This window comes from Mucilaginibacter metallidurans, assembly GCF_003286435.2.
GTDB classification, from domain to species: domain Bacteria; phylum Bacteroidota; class Bacteroidia; order Sphingobacteriales; family Sphingobacteriaceae; genus Mucilaginibacter; species Mucilaginibacter gossypii.
The window spans coordinates 6087256-6103389 of the sequence record NZ_CP043449.1; the positions used below are offsets into that span (position 1 = coordinate 6087256).

At 43.6% G+C, this 16134-nt stretch carries 16 protein-coding genes and 1 pseudogene; 12 read left to right on the plus strand and 5 right to left on the minus strand.

What is annotated here, in order from left to right; all coding sequences use genetic code 11:
* Nucleotide 1: 1 nt before the first annotated feature.
* From DIU38_RS26030 to DIU38_RS26055, 6 genes are all read left to right on the plus strand, one after another.
* Nucleotides 2–1201 carry a beta-ketoacyl-[acyl-carrier-protein] synthase family protein gene (locus tag DIU38_RS26030; protein ID WP_112656512.1) on the plus strand — a complete coding sequence of 400 codons (1200 nt, stop codon included), beginning with the start codon at nucleotides 2–4 and terminating at the stop codon, nucleotides 1199–1201.
* A gap of 3 nt (nucleotides 1202–1204) precedes the next feature.
* Entirely contained in the window at nucleotides 1205–2254 is a 1050-nt protein-coding gene (locus DIU38_RS26035) for a beta-ketoacyl synthase chain length factor (protein ID WP_112656510.1), read from the plus strand.
* Nucleotides 2248–3021, plus strand: coding sequence for a polysaccharide deacetylase family protein (locus DIU38_RS26040; RefSeq protein ID WP_112656508.1), 774 nt, complete (start codon nucleotides 2248–2250; stop codon nucleotides 3019–3021). Before DIU38_RS26035 ends, DIU38_RS26040 begins: the two co-directional genes overlap by 7 nt.
* A gap of 151 nt (nucleotides 3022–3172) precedes the next feature.
* A complete protein-coding gene (locus DIU38_RS26045) occupies nucleotides 3173–3802 on the plus strand; it encodes a LolA family protein (RefSeq protein ID WP_208057708.1) in 630 nt (209 codons plus the stop codon).
* Nucleotides 3765–4400 (plus strand): hypothetical protein, encoded by a 636-nt coding sequence (locus DIU38_RS26050; RefSeq protein ID WP_208057704.1) that lies wholly within the window; start codon nucleotides 3765–3767, stop codon nucleotides 4398–4400. The genes DIU38_RS26045 and DIU38_RS26050 overlap by 38 nt, the downstream gene beginning before the upstream one ends.
* Nucleotides 4401–4760: a 3-hydroxyacyl-ACP dehydratase gene (locus DIU38_RS26055; protein WP_112656505.1), complete on the plus strand. Its 360-nt coding sequence runs from the start codon at nucleotides 4401–4403 to the stop codon at nucleotides 4758–4760. It begins immediately after the preceding gene.
* Between the two features lie 153 nt (nucleotides 4761–4913).
* On the opposite strand, the gene DIU38_RS26060 is transcribed toward DIU38_RS26055, so the two are convergent.
* Both DIU38_RS26060 and DIU38_RS26065 read right to left on the minus strand, forming a co-directional pair.
* Nucleotides 4914–5501 carry a DUF308 domain-containing protein gene (locus DIU38_RS26060; protein WP_112656503.1) on the minus strand — a complete coding sequence of 196 codons (588 nt, stop codon included), beginning with the start codon at nucleotides 5499–5501 and terminating at the stop codon, nucleotides 4914–4916.
* 111 nt (nucleotides 5502–5612) lie between these two features.
* Nucleotides 5613–6209: a Crp/Fnr family transcriptional regulator gene (locus DIU38_RS26065; RefSeq protein ID WP_112656501.1), complete on the minus strand. Its 597-nt coding sequence runs from the start codon at nucleotides 6207–6209 to the stop codon at nucleotides 5613–5615.
* Nucleotides 6210–6375: 166 nt separating this feature from the next.
* Between DIU38_RS26065 and DIU38_RS33240 the strand changes: the two genes are divergently transcribed.
* On the plus strand, nucleotides 6376–6549 hold the full coding sequence (locus DIU38_RS33240) for a hypothetical protein (RefSeq protein ID WP_167516286.1): 174 nt from the start codon (nucleotides 6376–6378) through the stop codon (nucleotides 6547–6549).
* 112 nt (nucleotides 6550–6661) lie between these two features.
* Nucleotides 6662–9085 (plus strand): TonB-dependent receptor domain-containing protein, encoded by a 2424-nt coding sequence (locus DIU38_RS26070; RefSeq protein ID WP_112656499.1) that lies wholly within the window; start codon nucleotides 6662–6664, stop codon nucleotides 9083–9085.
* Between the two features lie 56 nt (nucleotides 9086–9141).
* Here DIU38_RS26070 and DIU38_RS26075 read toward each other — a convergent pair whose 3' ends face one another.
* On the minus strand, nucleotides 9142–9510 hold the full coding sequence (locus DIU38_RS26075) for a hypothetical protein (protein WP_112656497.1): 369 nt from the start codon (nucleotides 9508–9510) through the stop codon (nucleotides 9142–9144).
* Nucleotides 9511–9650: 140 nt separating this feature from the next.
* Here DIU38_RS26075 and DIU38_RS26080 point away from each other — a divergent pair, with 140 nt between their 5' ends.
* The 3 genes and pseudogenes from DIU38_RS26080 (at nucleotide 9651) to DIU38_RS26095 (ending at nucleotide 11561) form a co-directional block, all read left to right on the plus strand.
* The gene (locus DIU38_RS26080) at nucleotides 9651–9977 is read left to right on the plus strand and encodes a nucleotide pyrophosphohydrolase (RefSeq protein WP_091173240.1); all 327 of its coding nucleotides are present in this window, start codon (nucleotides 9651–9653) and stop codon (nucleotides 9975–9977) included.
* A 245-nt stretch (nucleotides 9978–10222) separates the two neighbouring features.
* Nucleotides 10223–10978: pseudogene (locus tag DIU38_RS34240) on the plus strand (DUF4349 domain-containing protein).
* Between the two features lie 169 nt (nucleotides 10979–11147).
* On the plus strand, nucleotides 11148–11561 hold the full coding sequence (locus DIU38_RS26095; RefSeq protein ID WP_112656491.1) for a hypothetical protein: 414 nt from the start codon (nucleotides 11148–11150) through the stop codon (nucleotides 11559–11561).
* A gap of 93 nt (nucleotides 11562–11654) precedes the next feature.
* Here DIU38_RS26095 and dapF read toward each other — a convergent pair whose 3' ends face one another.
* Entirely contained in the window at nucleotides 11655–12440 is a 786-nt protein-coding gene (gene dapF / locus DIU38_RS26100) for a diaminopimelate epimerase (protein ID WP_208057703.1), read from the minus strand.
* Between the two features lie 191 nt (nucleotides 12441–12631).
* Here dapF and DIU38_RS26105 point away from each other — a divergent pair, with 191 nt between their 5' ends.
* Nucleotides 12632–14161, plus strand: coding sequence for a Do family serine endopeptidase (locus DIU38_RS26105; protein ID WP_112656489.1), 1530 nt, complete (start codon nucleotides 12632–12634; stop codon nucleotides 14159–14161).
* Between the two features lie 110 nt (nucleotides 14162–14271).
* On the opposite strand, the gene DIU38_RS26110 is transcribed toward DIU38_RS26105, so the two are convergent.
* Nucleotides 14272–16026, minus strand: a complete 1755-nt coding sequence (locus DIU38_RS26110; RefSeq protein WP_112656487.1) for a carboxypeptidase-like regulatory domain-containing protein — start codon at nucleotides 16024–16026, stop codon at nucleotides 14272–14274.
* Nucleotides 16027–16134: the final 108 nt, after the last annotated feature.

The following is a 16134-nucleotide window of genomic DNA, read 5'->3' on the forward strand; positions in this document are numbered from 1 at the left end:
AATGGAGCACCCTGTTTTTATAGCCGGCCTTGGGGTAATTTCTGCCATAGGTAATACTGTGGCCCAAAACCTGCTGTTGCTTGAACAGGAAAAAACGGGTATTGCCCCTATCCAATACCTGGATACTGAACACCGGGATGAGTTTCCGGTTGGTGAGGTTAAACTAAGCAATCAAGAGCTCGCCGAATTATCGGGATTTAAACCCGGCATCAGCCGCACGGCTATGCTGAGTTCAATTGCCGCCAAAGAAGCATTAACAGATACCGGAATTTCCAATCTTGCAGGTTTAAGAACAGGCTTTATCTCCGCCAATACCGTTGGCGGCATGGATAAAACCGAAAATTTTTTTCGTGATTTCTTAGCCGATAACACCAAAGGTCGTTTACGCGATGTAGTTAACCACGAATGCGGCGCTATAACTAATTTAGTTGCCGATCAGCTGGGCATAAGGCATTATGTAAGTACTATTAGTACAGCTTGTTCTTCATCTGCCAATGCCATTATGTATGGGGCAAGGCTTATTAAAAACAACATGCTCGATGTTGTTATCGCCGGGGGTACCGATGCACTTACCCGCTTTACGCTCAATGGCTTTAATACCCTCATGATATTGGATAAACAGCCCTGCCAACCTTTTGATGCCAACCGCCGTGGCCTTAACCTTGGCGAAGGTTCTGGTTATGTAGGGTTGGTATCTGAGCGGATAGCATCATCGCTAAAAAAGGATTTATATTGTACATTAAGCGGCTACCATAACGCAAACGACGCCTATCATCAAACGGCATCATCGCCCGAAGGAACTGGATCATTATTGGCCATGGAAGGCGCGCTTAAAAAAAGTGGCTTACAGCCTGCCGATATCGGCTACATTAACCTGCACGGCACGGGCACACAAAATAATGACAGCTCGGAGGGGGCGGCAATCAACAAGCTATTTGCAGGACATTCTCCAAAAATGAGCTCTACTAAAGCATTCACGGGGCACACGCTCGGAGCAAGCGGCGGCATTGAAGCTGTATTTTCGGTATTGGCGGTACAGCGTGGGTTAGTATATCCTAATCTAAGGTTTGAAACGCCGATGGAAGGCCTGCCTTTTACGCCTGAAACCCGCTTTTCAAAACAACCGGAGATAAAGCATGTACTCTCCAATTCGTTCGGGTTTGGCGGCAATTGTTCATCATTAATATTTTCAAAACCATAGGCGATGTACATCAGGGCAGCAAGCAATATATCGCCACAAAACACATTCGGCACGCAGCCGTTCCTTTCGGAACTGGTTGAATACACTGGTGACAAGCTGGCTTGTATTGAACCAGACTATAAATCGCTGATCGATCCAAAACTCATCCGCCGCATGAGCCGCATCATTAAAATGGGTGTTGCTGCCGGTATGGATTGCCTGCACCAGGCGGGGATCAACGCACCCGATGCCATTATTACCGGAACTGCTTACGGCTGTATGGAGGATACCAATACATTCCTGAGTAAAATGGTGCAGCAAAACGAGGAAGCGCTTTCCCCTACCGCGTTTATCCAATCCACCCATAATACCATCAGTGCGCAGATTGCCCTGTTACTTCAATGCCATCAGTACAACAATACATTTGTGAACGGTGGCGCTTCATTTGAAAATGCGCTGCTTGATGCCACGATGCTGTTGTATGAGGGCGAAGCAGCTAACATACTGGTGGGCGGTATTGATGAAATTATGGCCAACAGCCGTGCTATTTTAAAGCGAATGGGGCTTTATCGTCAACATCCGGCATCGAACTTTGAACTGTTAAACACTCCCGGTAAGGGAACAATGGCCGGTGAAGGATCCGCGTTTTTCATGTTGAGCAGGGAAGCCTTAGGTAATGGTTGGGCTAAAATTGATGGTGTATCCAGCTTTTATAAACCGCGCAATACTGCCGAAATAAAGCAGCAGATCAGCATTTTTCTGCAAAGCCAGAACACCAATATCCATGAGATTGACCTGGTATTAACAGGTAATAACGGTGACTTAAAAAATGATGCAGTTTATGAGCAATTATTAAGGTACGATTTTGCCAATATTCCTGCCATCAATTACAAAGCCCTCTGTGGCGAATACCCAACTTCCTCTGCATTCGCAACGTGGCTGGCGGCCCATCAAATCAAAAACGGTGCTTGTTCATTTGTATCAGATATCGACCAAACCCCGTTAAGAAAAGTATTGATCTACAATCACTATCAAAATATCCACCACTCACTAATACTGCTTTCAGCATGCTAAACTTCAGGAATACCAATATCCTTTTTGCCGGGCTGCTTGGGCTAATTATCTGGCAGCATATTACCGAAGGGGTGTCATGGTGGAGTTACCCGGTGCTGATCTTTATTTACTCGTTGATCTTATTTTACGGGTGCTATTACATCGGCTCCAACTTTTTTATGCGGGTGATGTGCTCGCTCAAAACCAACAAAAAGATCATCGCTATAACATTTGACGATGGACCTGATGCTACCGCCACACCACAGATTTTAAATACCCTAAAACAACAAAATATTCCTGCCGCTTTTTTTTGCATTGGCAACAGGATACCCGGCAATGAAGTTATCCTGAAACAAATTCACGAGCAGGGCCACATCATCGGTAATCATAGTTTTTCGCACCATTTCTGGTTCGATCTGTTTTCTTCCGCCAAAATGCTGGATGATATGCTTCAGACCAATCAATCAGTAAGGCAGACGATTAACTTAAGTCCACTGTTGTTCCGCCCCCCTTACGGGGTGATCAATCCAAACCTCAAAAAAGCTATTTTACAAAGCAGGATGATACCCATAGGCTGGAGCGTGCGCTCGATGGACACGGTAATCAACAATCCTCAAAAACTATTAAATAAGATAACGCGCCGCTTAAACCCCGGCGCTATTTTCCTGTTTCATGATACGGGAGCTGCAACAATTTCGGTATTGCCCCTGTTTATTGAACAGGCCAAAGCACAGGGATACGAAATAGTACGGCTGGATAAAATACTAAATTTACAGGCTTATGCGTAAAGAAATAACGATGCTAAACTCCCCTCTTGAGAGGGGGTGCAAAGGCAATGAGCGTTGGCAGGGGTGTGTTTCTGCGAATGACTTATTAAAGCAGAAACACACCCCTCCGCCCCTCTCGAGAGGGGAAGCGCGCTGGCCCTTGCTTTTAAAATTGGCAATATTTTTTCTGGCTTTCTTCTGCTTTACGGCTATTGCCCAAGCCCAACACTCAGGCTATACTCAACTCAGCGATCTCACCAAATTTAAACAGCAATTTGCCGATGTTGCTGCAAAAACCAATAGCATTAAAAGCGACTTTACCCAGGAGAAAAGCCTGAGCATGCTATCGGAAAAGATCACATCCAAGGGCAAATTCTGGTACCGCAAGCCTAATATGCTGCGGATGGAGTATACTCAACCCTTCAGCTACCTCATGATCCTGAACAAGGATAATGTGTACATTAAAGACGGCCAAAAGGAAAACAAGGTATCCACCCGATCCAACAAAGTATTTAAGCAGATCAACAAAATTGTTGTCGATTGTATCCAGGGAACGGCGCTCAGCAGCGGTGATTTCAAGTCGGCAATTTATGAAAACAAGGGGACATATCTGGTTTTACTTTCCCCTGTCAATAAGCAACTGAGCGATTTTTTTAAGACCATTGAGATTACCGTTGATAAAAAAGATTACTCGGTAAACACCATCGAAATGCTGGAAGGATCGGGCGATAGCACTACCCTGCATTTTACTAATAAAGAGATCAATGCCAATATCCCGGATGCGCTTTTTGCTATTAAGTAGCTGCCTGCTGATCCTGGCAGGCTGTTCTTCGGTTTACAAAAACCTGAAACCGGCCGAAGGTGACGTACGCGAGATCAAAAAATTTGCCCCCGATTTTACCAACGTGCTTTATAAAACCGAAGTAGACGTAATTGGTGGTCACCATTTAAGTGGCTTGCTGCTTATTAAAACCCTGCCCGATAAAAGCGTACGCTTGGTATTCAGCAATGAGATGGGCTTTAAATTTTTTGATTTTGAATTTAACCCGGATGGCGGCTTTAAGGTGTATTATATCATCAAACAAATGGACAAGCGCCCGGTGATCATCACCCTGCAAAAGGATTTTGAACTGGTAATGATGCGTAAGCAAAACCCCGAAACAGGTTATATGCGCAAAGATGATAACTATCTGTATTATGTTTTCCCGCAGGAAAAAGGTGCCAACTATTACATCACCAATAAAACCGGAACAGAGCTAATCCGCATGGAACGCTCATCCGACAGGAAACCCGTGGTACAGGCCATTATGCATGGCTTTCACAACGGCATTCCTGATACCATTGGCATCAGCCATAAAAACTTTAAATTTAATATCGGTCTTAAACGTTTGGAAAGATAGATGCTCAACAATACTTTTTTCAGTTTTACCACTCCCACAACTGATGGCGACTTGCTCAAAACAACCATCAGCCTTAACCCTGCGCATGATATTTTTAAAGGGCATTTCCCAGGCAATCCCATTGTGCCAGGTGTGTGCATGATGCAGATGGTCAAAGAGACTCTGGAAAATCAGCTCGGCAAAAAGTTAAGACTTGTTAAGGCTGATAATATCAAGTTTCTGTCGTTCATCAACCCTAATGAATACCCCCAGGTTGGATTGGAGATAAAGATGAATACCGTTGATGAGCAGGTTAAGGCAGATGCGCAACTGGTAAATGAGGGGATTGTGTTTTTGAAGTTTAAGGGAGTGTTTAAATAAAAAATGTCATTGCGAGGAGCCGCTGGGGACGAGCGTTGGACGCGACGTGGCAATCTCGTAGCTATGCATAAATACATTGCAGGTTCGCTCTGCTTTCGACGAAATTGCCACGCTTCGCTCGCAATGACCTAGTTTTATATTAACAGGCGAATATCAATTCCCAGCAACCGCCTTTGCGCTTTTACCTAACCTTATTGCAGCTAATAAATAATAAAAAGCACCAAAAGCCGAATACCCTGCCAAATTCGCAATCCCCATATTAGGCGAGTGCGCCATTGCTATAAATGATACACCAGCAAGCATAGATTGTCCCCCGCTTAATATCATTGGCCATTGGCCGCCAAACTCTTTACGTCTTTTTAAGCCCAATACCAATTGGATTAATCCTGTTAACAAAGCCCATCCGCCAAATACAATTAACGCGGCAGGCACTCCTTTGGTTATAGCAAAACCTACCGCCAGGGTTGTAACGATGCTAATAGCTGCATTTACATATTGAGGTGTTACCGATGTTCCGTTGCCTTGATTAGCACGGATATCAAGGAATGTACCTACAACATCCCATAACGGATAGATCACGAGTAGTATGGTAGCTGCGGTAAATGAAGTTTTAGCTAATAACGATACCAATATTACCCAGGTAACTGAAAATGCTACCCTTGTAAAATAAAGCTTACGCAACTCGCGGGCTGTATTAGCCGCGGCTGAAGTTTCTATGATCAATGTTTTATTTGCTGACATGGCTTTCAATTTTTATTTCGTTTTGTTTGATGCAAAGTTGGGGACAAAACGTGGCGGCAATTTTCACTTAGGTGAAAACCGGGAGGGGCATTTGTCAGCAGAGTTTCGTTTTTAAGGCTTTTGCTGTGATAATCGCTTCTTGATGCGGGTAAGAGATGGGTTTTTAATACCCAAATAAGATGAAATATGATATGCGGGAATGCGGCTTACGATATTGGGATGCTGCGTTATCATTTTCAAATAACGCTCTTCGGCTGTATTAAATAAAAACTCTTCGGTACGGGCTTGCGATTGGTTAAAGAATAATTCGGCAATCAGGCGACCGAAGCGTTGCCAGCCGGTTGGCGTGGAGTAAAGATATTGAAGATCATTATAGTTGATGGAGATGATCTCGGCATCCTCCATCGCCTGGATATAATATGCGCAAGGGTATTGATTGATAAAACTGCGGAATGATACCAGGAACTGCCTTTCCGAAAAAAAGTAGATGTTCTTTTCTTCCTGCGTTTCGGGGTGTACGTAGTAGATCCGGAACAAACCTTTGTTAATAAGCGCAAGATCGGTACATACAATGTTCTGCATGTTAAAAAAATCGCCTTTCTCAATTTTACGGGTGCGCCAATACGGCAAGCTAACCGCCACATCGTTTTCAGACATACCGGCAAAATTGCCAAGCAGTTCGTTTAATACCTGTTGCTTATCGGCCATAATTAACAAAGTGCAATAAGGTTAAATATCGGCACAAAAAATCATACTAATTTTCACCTGGGTTAAAAACAACTGATTTTATTTTCTTATTTTACAATCAAACTAAATTGAATAAAAACAATCATTAAATCAATCAACACAATGAAGCATATAAATACAACTCCCCATGTTAGTGAGTTTGATAGAGATCACCCTGTTCCTGGCGGTTATTATATTGGCCGTTTCAGGTCCCCGGAAAAGAAAAAAGAAAGACAATAACATCAACACGGATGCCCTTCTGCGTTCCGAATACCACATTACCGAAAACGGAAAATTGGAACATGTAAGAAGTGATACATAACATCAACCCTCTTCACGGGATACCGCTTTAAATAAAACAGAACCGCCGCTAAACAATTTGCGGCGGTTTTTCATTTAATTTACGGAATTATAAACCTCAACCCCGTCCCGGTTTGAAACATATCTACAGCTTTTTATTTTTTAGTTTATTTTATAGCAGCCTGTTTGCCCAGGTAAAAGTTAGCGGTAAAATTGTCGACAATTCTAAAGTTCCTGTGGCTTTTGCTGTGGTTAACCTGCAACAACAAAATTCAGAGCAAACAAGGGTAGTGCAAACCGATTCCGTCGGGCTATTTAGTTTTACTGACGTTGATAAAGGGACCTATCATTTAACTATCACCTTCACCGGCTATCAAAAAACCATACTTAAATTAAACTTGCAACAAGATACCTCGGTATCTATTACCCTCCCTGATAATACCACACAGTTGAACGAAGTAACCGTAACAGCAGGCAAAACCTCTGTTGAAAACAAGGGCGATAAGCTGATTTATAATGTATCCACCAGTGCCACATCGGCAGGAGCTGATGCGCTTACGGTTATTGGCCGCGTGCCGGGTATAAAAGTTGGTGATAATGACCTGAGCATTGTTGGTAAAGGCAGCGTTAAAGTTATGGTGAACGAAAGATTGGTTCAACTGGCTGGAACCGATCTGCTCCGTTACCTGCGCTCATTATCTGCAAGCCAGGTGGGCAGTATTGACGTAATTAAAAACCCGGGGGCCGCTTATGATGCTGAGGGCAACGCCGGATTGATCAACATCACGCTCAAACATAGCAAAAAACATGGCTATGCGGGCAGTGTACAGATCAATGATAAGCAATGGTTGCATGGCCCCGCCTCGGTTTATGGTACCAGCAATTACTGGTGGTTAAATGCCGGCGGCGATATTAACTACAATTCGGCCAAACTCTCCGCATATGCCAGCGTAAACGTTGATCACGACCACGAATTGGAAGGCTTTGAAACCGATATTTATTACCTCAAACAAACCTGGCTGCAAACCGATACCGGCAACTATCGCTATCATAATTTAAACGTCATTGCCGGTGCCGATTACCGGTTTAGTCCGAGGGTTACTATCGGCGTAAATTACCAGGGCGGTAAAAACACTTATGATGGATCTGACCATGTGAATAACCCCATCATTAACAACACTACCGGTGCTATCGATTCAACATTAAGAACCTATGCCACCTATCACCCGGTGGCTATCAGCAATGCGGGTAACCTGCATAGCACTATCAGCCTGGATACATCAGGTGCTAAACTGGTACTTAATGCCGACTATTTTAACTATTACCGCACCGACAGATCGGACTTTGCGAGCAACACTTACTTGAACGATGGCTCACTGAATGCTGCCGGCCGTAACCGTTATCATGATACAAATAAACAGGATATTAACATTTTTACTTTTAAGGCCGATGCTCTTTTACCTACCAAATATGCGCGCTTTGCTTTTGGCGGCAAACTGAGCTTTATCAATAATTACAGCAATGCATTCTATTATAAAAAAACCGTTAATGATTCACTGCGTTATGACGATAACCTGAGCAACGAGTTTACCTATACCGAAAATACCCAATCTGTTTATGGCAGCATAAACCGCGAGGATGGTAAATGGAAGTACCAGGCCGGCTTGCGGGCAGAGCGCACCGAAACCAAAGGCTACTCGCACACGCTTAACCAAACTACCATTAATAATTACACAAGGTTGTTTCCATCGGCAACGGTGAGTTACCAGGCAGCTGTTAATCACAGCTTATCACTAAACTTTGGCAGGCGGGTTAACCGGCCAACTTTCTGGAATCTTAACCCATTCAAGAGCCTGTTTACAGCTTATAGCTATGGCGAAGGCAACCCCTATCTTCAACCAGAATATAATACCAATTTTGAGCTTTCGCATACCTACAAAAACAGGCTTACATCGGCCATATTTTTAAACGTTACCAACAATGGTTTCAACAATGTGACCATTGCCCGGGCAGATACCAACCTGGTTTATACCACGCCGCTCAATTTTATTAAAACTTACCGGGCGGGCATTTCCGAAAATTATTCGATGCAATTGCTTAGCTGGCTTGATAATAATAACCAGTTCACTTTTTATCATACCGATGCAAAATCGGCATTGGCTGCAGTAAAAGGCATTAGCGGGTTTGGAGCTTATATCGCTACCAACAATAACATTTATTTTAATGCGGATAAAAGCTTTTCAGGAGCGATAAATTTCTGGTACCAGTTCCCGGAGATTGATCATATAGGCAGAAGCGATGCTTATTATAAACTCGACCTCGGCATTAAGGCCTCCGCTTTTAAAAAGAAAATAGCTATTTCATTGGTGATGAATGATGTTTTCAGGAGCAGTGCATCGGCAGTTACCACAATCGTAAACGGGGTAAGGCAAAAGTATACCAACTTCCAGATCAACAGGTATGCCCTGGTGGGTATCAGCTATCGTTTTGGGAATAGTCAGGCTAAAGCAGAGAAGCAAGATACCGGCAACCAGGACGAGAAAGGCCGGATCCATTAAAAGCAAAAGGGAGCTCATGCGGGCTCCCTTTAAACAATCACGAAACAAAAGCAAGGTTACATTTTGCCTGAGCTGTCTTTGCCCATTTTACCTTTACTCATTTTACTTTTAGACATTTTATCGTGGCTCATTTTGTCTGAACCCATCTTGTCTTTTGACATTTTATCAGAGCCCATTTTGTCTGATGCCATTTTATCGTGGCTCATCTTGTCTGAACCCATCTTGTCCTTACCCATTTTATCCGAAGCCATTTTATCATGGCTCATTTTGTCTTTACTCATCTTATCCTTTTTCATTTTGCCGGTATCACTAAGGGCAACGATATTATGTAAAGGAGCCGATGTTTTTGCCTGTACATTAAAAGAAAGGCCGGCAACTGCAAAAATGGCGATAAGGGCGCCTGAAATGATTGATCTGGTTTTCATGTTTGATTTTTTAAGTTGTTTGCCTCTTAGTCGCACGGGGCAACGAAACCTTACAAGGTATTTTCATTTTGTTTTCGGCATATACCTATTCGCCTTATTCCAAAAAATTTAATGAAATTCGGCCGCACTAAAACTATTTTATGGAGATAAGCGAAGCACAACAACTGGTAGATAACTGGATTAAAACAACGGGCATCCGGTATTTTAACGAGCTTACCAACACCGCCATTTTAATGGAAGAAGTTGGCGAAGTGGCCCGCATTATGGCCAGAAAATACGGCGAGCAATCATTCAAAAAATCAGATACAGAAGTTAACCTGGCCGACGAAATGGCCGACGTTCTTTTTGTACTTATTTGCCTTGCCAATCAAACCGGCATCGACCTAACCGAAGCCCTGGAAAAGAATATGGAAAAGAAAAGCATCCGGGATGCCGAACGTCATAAAAACAACGAAAAACTGAAATAAATAAAATTTAATTTCAAATTAAACACAAATACAAAATTAAATTCTTTAAATATTAAATTAAACGCAATTTAATAAGGCAAAAATCGTTTAATCTAAAACAATTAAACAGCCTTATTATGAAAACCTATTTTTTCCTGTCGATAAGCTTTTTGCTTGTACTTATGTCATGCAAGCATGAAACGGAACAAAAAGTAAATGTAGCCAACGTTGAGTTAGTACCTCCTCCACCCGCCGGGGAAAAAAGCATGGCAGCTGCCGATCAACTGGAAGATGCCGGTACTGCTAATAAACCGACCGCTTCAAACCCACCCATTACCGACACTGCCAAAAAGATCATCAAGGAAGGCGATATCCGCTTTGAAACCGACAATCCTAAGGCGGCAAGACAAAACATTGTTTCGTCTCTAAAAAAGTTAGGCGGTTACCTCGCAGAAGAAAATGAAACCAACAGCGGCGAAACAAATCAGAAAGAGTATAGCCTCAAAATCAGGATACCCTCCAAAAATTTTGATGCTTTTTTAAATAGCTTAACTTCCAGCACCGATCATATCGAATCAAAAAACATTCATATCAGGGACGTAACCACATAGTTTATCGATGTTCGCGCCGAAATCAGCAATAACAAACAATTAGAACAACGTTACCTGCAACTGGCTGCTAAAGCCACCAAAATGACCGATCTGCTGGCAATAGAAGATAAGCTGGCCAGCATCCGTACAACGATCGATTCGGCCCAGGGGCAACTTAATTATCTGAGCAGCCAGGTTAGTTACAGTTCGCTTGATATCAGCTTTTATACCCGGCACCCGGGCGAAGTAAACACAGGTAACGGTTTCGCCTATAAATTTAAAACCGCAATTGGCGAAGGCTGGGAAGTTTTACAAAACCTCTTTTTCGCACTTATAGCGTTATGGCCTTTAATGATAGGCGCTATCATCTTTCTGCTATTAATCAGGCGTTGGAAAAGGCGTAGAAAAGCCAATATTATAAGTGAGGCATAAAAATTATCGCAAAAATTAATTTAGTGTTAAGATTATAAAAACCGAAAGTAATAAAAGGTATCACCTTATGAAGATTTAATTTTAAGAGCATAGTTTTTATTAAATTAATTAATAAATGCTTGACAAGTAGAAATTTAAGAACTACTTTTAAGCACCTAATTGATTGATCATGATCCGTGTACGGTCTAAAGTTGTACTGTTGGTTGCCCCCCATGTAGTTGGCCTTGAGGTATTACCTAATAACAAGGTTTTTAAGCATATTTCAATCACCGCGGCCATCTTTCCGGTAATACACGAGATCAAACCCAACCTGCTTATACTTGATTACGATTATCTTGTTCAGGATATCGAAAAAATTCTTCGCCGTTTAAGCACAAACCCATCATACAAAGGCATTAAAATTTGCTGCTATAAAAACAAATGGCACTCCAAAGTTGATCCATTCCTGAAAACACTGGGGGTTGACCATATTTTTTATGCAGAAGATATGAAAGCCGAGGCCAGCAGAAAAACCGTGTTTGACTCTATCGGCAATGTTATTATGGACGGTACATTTTTTAGCTTATTGAAACCGGTACATTAAGCGCCCGGGAGCGGATAATTTCTCACTTCATTGCGAACGCAGCGCGACAATGTCACAGTTTTATATTCTTTTATCTTGGTTCTGGCTTTCGTGCTAAATAACAACATCCCCTTCAAAAACCCTTTCAGCAGGGCCTTCTAAAAAGATGTCTGTAAAAGCTTTGCCATCATAATCAAAACGAATGTTGAGGTTGCCCCCTAATACTTTTATCGGAGTAGTGATATGCCCGGTTTGCTGTTTGTGCTGCGCCATGGCCAGGGCAACGGCAGTTACTCCTGTTCCGCATGCAAAGGTTTCATCCTCTACCCCGCGCTCAAACGTGCGAACAAAGTAGCCCTCCTCCATTGGTTCAACAAAATTTACATTAATGCCATTTTTGCGGTAAGTGGCATTATTGCGGATAGCGTGGCCTTCCTGGTAAACATTGCGCTGTTCAAGCCCATCAACCAGCTTTACATAGTGTGGAGAGCCGGTGTTGAGTACGTAAGCGTCGGCATCAGTATTAACTTCGTTTACATCAATCATTTGCAGGCTTACCCAATCGCCCTCGTCTGAAATTTTGGCATAATGCGGGCCATCTACCGCCAAAAATTCAGTTTCCGATTCAATAACGCCTAAAAATTTGGCAAAGGCCACAATACAGCGCCCGCCGTTGCCACACATGCTGCTCGGCTGGCCGTCGGCATTGTAATAAATCATCTCAAAATCGTATCCGTCTTTATTTTGCAACAGCATCAAGCCATCGCCTCCGATACCAAAACGGCGGTCGCACAGGCCCGAAATCAGCTTAGGATTATGATGATCAACGCTGTTATCGCGGTTATCAATCAAAATAAAATCGTTGCCAGCGCCCTGGTATTTATAAAAATGTATCTTCACAATTATCCTGTTAATATCAGCCTCTTTAGTCTTCAACAAAACTCGTGCTAACAATTAAAATAGCCGATGTTTATCTATTTAACAAATTTTAACAAAAAACGGGATAACTAATCATTGATTATCTCGTCTATATGGTATTAAATTTGATCTGTAAAATAAGTAAACTTAATAATAAGAAAGGCAAATAATAAATGAAAAAGATTGGTTTAACACTATTAACCGCTTTTGTTGGAGGTGCGATGGCCTTAGGAGTATACAAGGTTATCGAAAACAAGTACTCCGACAACCTGAGCTTCGAAGACAAGCAAAAGGTGTATTTTACAAGCAACCCCTCAGCTCCGGTTTCATCAACCGGCGACCTTGATTTTACTCAGGCAGCGGCTGCAGCAACCCCGGCGGTGGTTTACATCCGCACAACCTACACTAACAAAGGCAGCGGTGGACAGGATCAACTGGAGCAGATGTTTGGCGATATGTTTGGTCAGCGGGTGCGTCCGCAAGGGCCGCAGATGGCATCGGGTTCAGGCGTTATCATTTCGCCTGATGGTTACATTGTAACCAACAACCACGTGGTTGAAAAGGCCGATAAAATTACCGTTTACTCTAATGACCACCGTACTTTCAGCGCCAAAGTTATCGGCACCGACCCAAGTACAGATCTTGCCCTCATTAAAGTTAGCGCTAACAACCTGCCAATTGTAAAATTAGGCAACAGCGATGACGCTAAAGTTGGCGAATGGGTTTTAGCCGTAGGTAACCCTTTTAACTTAACATCAACCGTTACAGCCGGTATCATCAGCGCCAAAGGCCGTAATATTGGTATCATCGGCAGCGAAAACAGTGATGACGACAACCCGTTTGGCCGTACCCGCAACCAGTCGACTCCTAAGCTGAACAAAGCTATCGAGTCGTTCATCCAAACCGATGCGGCCATTAACCCTGGCAACAGCGGCGGTGCCCTGGTAAACACCCGTGGCGAACTGATTGGTATCAACGCCGCTATCGCTTCGCACACCGGTTCATACGAAGGCTACGGCTTTGCCATCCCGGTTAACCTGGCTAAAAAAGTACTGAACGATATCAAGAAATTTGGTACAGTGAAACGTGGTTTTGTAGGTGTAACATTCACCGAGCTTAACCCCGACAATGCCCAAAAACTCGACGTAACAACCACCAACGGTTTATACGTGAACGACCTTGTACCGGGCGGCGGTGCCGAACAGGCAGGTTTACGCAAAGGCGATATCATTGTTAAGGTTGAAGGGCAGCCGGTTTATGAATCATCTGATCTGCAGGAACGCGTAGGCCGTTTACAACCCGGCGATAAGATCAATATTACTGTACTGCGCGATGGCAAAGAAAAAGATTTCGCAGTAACGCTTAAAGGCGATGCCGTAGCACCTTCAAACCGTATCGCGGCGTCTAAATCGGCCGAGGAGCTGTTTAACAAACTGGGGGCAAGCTTCCACGCTTTAACTCCTGCCGAAAAGAACAAGCTGCATGTTAACGCCGGTGTACTGGTAACCCAGGTACGTGAAGGCGGTTTATTTGACGCTGCCGAAATACCTGAAGGCGTTGTGATCACCAGTATTAACAAACTGCCGATCAGCAGTATCGAAGATATTGACAAGGCAATTGTAAAACCTATCCAGGGCAATATCATCATTGCCGGGATCTATCCTGATGGTTCGCACTTCAGCAGCGCGTTCCCGGCTCAATAAGCTTTTTTAAGTGATTTTACATACGGAAGCTCCAGTCTCTTTTGAGATTGGGGCTTTCTTTTTATGTGGGGTCAAATACAACTAAGACCAGTTACCGGCCCACGCACACCTTAAAACAAATTAACCCCAAAACTCCATCCAACCCAACCGCTCCAGTTCCTGTTATCACGGATAAAAGAATGATGCAGGTTCCGCACATAAGCATAACCATCAACAGGCGTACGCTGATCTGAATAAAGAAAATTTAACGACGGCCCTGCGAAAACGGAAAACTTCCGGCTTACCTTATAAGTGAAATCAAGGTTGAACTTGTTAAGCTGATTGTTTTTTGACCAGGTACCCTGGTACAGGTAACTTGAACCAATTTCGGTGTTGATAGCCAAATGCTGCCCCAGTCCAAACTCGCGTCCGAACCCCAAACCGAACGAGTATAATTTACTGTTACCATTAACCCGCATACCGCCCTGCCAAATGGTGTATAGTTTGCTGTTGCCGTTTTTGAAAGCAAGGTTAATGTTTTGAGTTTCATTGGTAGAGATAGTCAGCTTGTGATACCCGCTGTTGATAATATTCAGCAGCCCGATACTAAATCCCGAAGAAGTATCGGCGATGTTCACCAGCGCCAATTGCACCCCGGTAAGGTGTTTGGCATAGTTAAACAAGCCCGCAACCTGTAAACCACCAAATTTTTGCTGTGCGATGTTACCGATACCTCCCAGCTGTAAAGCATCGGAATTTTTGCCTGCGATATTGCCTATCGCACCTAACTGAATGCCCCTGACTGATCCGCGGGTATGATTGTAAAGGGCTGACAACTGCAAACCATTCATGTTTTGTTTTACGCTGTTGTGGAGCAGGGCCAGCTGAATACCCCGCACGTTGCCCAGCACGTTATTGTACAAGCCGCCAAGCTGAATGCCATTGACCGAACCGCCAACAACGTTAAAAATCCCCGCTATTTGTACCGCGCCAACGTCACCTTTATCTAAATTGAAAATAATGCCCATTTCAAAGCCATCAACCCCGGCATTATAGCCGCCCACAGCATTGAGGGAAACCACGTTCACTACCTGTCCGCTGAAGTTGCCGTGGGTACTTACGCCCGGTATGGCCGAAGCCTGAAAGGGGGCCTGGGCAATCAGCCCGCCGAGATTGGCCGCCTGGATCTGTTGTTTGGTGGAAAGGAACAACCTGCCCAGCGAAGTATTTTCGACACCCGAATAATCGTCACTAAGGATATACCCCAGCAGGCTGCGTTTTTTCTTCAGGGTGGTGTCGGTGCTTCTTACGTTAACATCTGCTAAAAAAGTAACCGTAGTATCCTTATAAAACTCTTTGCTTATTGTTAAGGTGATCGGCTGGCCTTCGTTGCGGACGGTCATATCAAAATGGCCTTCCTTGTCGGTCAATACCGATTGCAATTGTTCGTGCGAGTATACACTGGCATTAGGCAGGTTATTACCGGTTCGCTCGTCGGTTACGGTACCGCTGATGTTGTAGTTGTCGCCATCTGTAGCAGCCTTGTCTGTTACTATGGTGAGTTGTAAGGGCGCATATCTCAGGATAATAAAATTCTTTGTTTCACGGTACTCAAAGCGGTAGCGAAGCATGTGGTCAAGCACTTCTTTAATCGTCCAGTTATCAGCATTGATGGTAACCAGACTGTCGGTTTTTACAATGTTGCTGTTGTACGAAAAGTAGAAGTTGCCTTTTTGTTCGATGGTTTTAAGCACCGTGCCCAGTCGCATTTCGGTTACATGGACGGATATGTTTTTGGAGAGGATGGAATCGGCATGAGCAGTTAAGGCCGAGAGAAGCAGCAGGCAGATGGTATAGTTTAGGTAACGATGTAGTTTATACAACATAAAAAATCTAACGTGTATATTAAGTTATGTCATTGCGAGTGAAGCGTGGCAATCCCGTAGCCATGCCTATCGAACAAGCAAATCGTTTATGCATAGCTACGAGATTGC

Bases quoted from the DNA above. Each gene is read 5' to 3' on its own strand.
- DIU38_RS26030 (WP_112656512.1), top strand. From the start codon at position 2: ATGGAGCACCCTGTTTTTATAGCCGGCCTTGGGGTAATTTCTGCCATA.
- DIU38_RS26035 (WP_112656510.1), top strand. From the start codon at position 1,205: ATGTACATCAGGGCAGCAAGCAATATATCGCCACAAAACACATTCGGC.
- DIU38_RS26040 (WP_112656508.1), top strand. From the start codon at position 2,248: ATGCTAAACTTCAGGAATACCAATATCCTTTTTGCCGGGCTGCTTGGG.
- DIU38_RS26050 (WP_208057704.1), top strand. From the start codon at position 3,765: ATGCCAATATCCCGGATGCGCTTTTTGCTATTAAGTAGCTGCCTGCTG.
- DIU38_RS26055 (WP_112656505.1), top strand. From the start codon at position 4,401: ATGCTCAACAATACTTTTTTCAGTTTTACCACTCCCACAACTGATGGC.
- DIU38_RS26060 (WP_112656503.1), bottom strand. From the start codon at position 5,501: ATGTCAGCAAATAAAACATTGATCATAGAAACTTCAGCCGCGGCTAAT.
- DIU38_RS26065 (WP_112656501.1), bottom strand. From the start codon at position 6,209: ATGGCCGATAAGCAACAGGTATTAAACGAACTGCTTGGCAATTTTGCC.
- DIU38_RS33240 (WP_167516286.1), top strand. From the start codon at position 6,376: ATGTTAGTGAGTTTGATAGAGATCACCCTGTTCCTGGCGGTTATTATA.
- DIU38_RS26075 (WP_112656497.1), bottom strand. From the start codon at position 9,510: ATGAAAACCAGATCAATCATTTCAGGCGCCCTTATCGCCATTTTTGCA.
- DIU38_RS26080 (WP_091173240.1), top strand. From the start codon at position 9,651: ATGGAGATAAGCGAAGCACAACAACTGGTAGATAACTGGATTAAAACA.
- DIU38_RS26095 (WP_112656491.1), top strand. From the start codon at position 11,148: ATGATCCGTGTACGGTCTAAAGTTGTACTGTTGGTTGCCCCCCATGTA.
- DIU38_RS26105 (WP_112656489.1), top strand. From the start codon at position 12,632: ATGAAAAAGATTGGTTTAACACTATTAACCGCTTTTGTTGGAGGTGCG.
- DIU38_RS26110 (WP_112656487.1), bottom strand. From the start codon at position 16,026: ATGTTGTATAAACTACATCGTTACCTAAACTATACCATCTGCCTGCTG.